The following is an 873-nucleotide window of genomic DNA, read 5'->3' as shown; positions in this document are numbered from 1 at the left end:
ATTACGCCAAAAGCTACGGCAGCGCAGCCTGTCTCAGCCAGACGTGATGACTGCCTTCAACGATACCATTCGTCACCTGCTGGCGCTGGTGTTTGAGGTGTCTGATACCGCCGCAGAGCCGGGCATTGCCCGGGCGCTGATTGCCATGTTCAGCTTTATGCAGGGCAAAGAATTTGCCGGACAAGAGCGCGCGTTAGGTGCAGCAGCCTTTGCCACCGGCGCATTTACCCCGGATCGCCAGCAGGCGTTGCTGGATTTGATTGAACGGCAAGAACGGTGTTTCGATACCTTTGTCGATTTTGCCGATGATGACAACAAGGCTCGCTGGCAGCAACTGGGCACCGACCGCGAGTTTGAGCGCTTGCGGCGTATTGCCTGCACGCGCACGGCAGCGGGCGCGCTGAATGCAGGGGAAAGCATGCGCTGGTTTGCACTGGCGACGGCGCGTATCGATGGGATGAAACGCCTGGAAGATGCCCTGGAGCAAACGTTGATGGCGCTGTGCCAGCAGCGTATCGCGGCCGCAGAAGCGGCCTGCCGCGATCAGGCCGCCAGCGTTGAAAGCTTGCTTGAACAGCAGCAGGACCATGCGCATGGTTATTCGGTGTTTATGCCGGGTGAAGAGATGGCGGCCTCACAGAGTGCAGCCCAGTGGATCAGCAGCGATGGGGTGTGTCCGCAGTTGGGGCGCTCTTTGCTATCGTTGGTGCAGACGCAATCACGACGATTGCAACGCCTCGATAGCGCATTGACCGAGATGCGCGCTTCTTTAACCGAGCGCAAGCAAATCGACCGTGCCAAAGGCATGCTGATGCAGCATCGCGGCATGACGGAGGATGAAGCCTATAAAACGCTGCGCAGTCTGGCGATGAG

At 59.0% G+C, this 873-nt stretch carries 1 protein-coding gene; it reads left to right on the top strand.

Annotated features, from left to right (window positions below; translation table 11 throughout):
• Positions 1-873, top strand: an 873-nt coding sequence (locus J5224_RS31130) for a nitrate regulatory protein (protein ID WP_264628869.1), incomplete at both ends; no start/stop codon positions are given.

It is taken from the genome of Candidatus Symbiopectobacterium sp. NZEC135 (genome assembly GCF_025962695.1).
The sequence above is the reverse complement of the archived record's forward strand: the minus strand, read 5'-3'. Positions and strand labels throughout refer to the sequence as shown.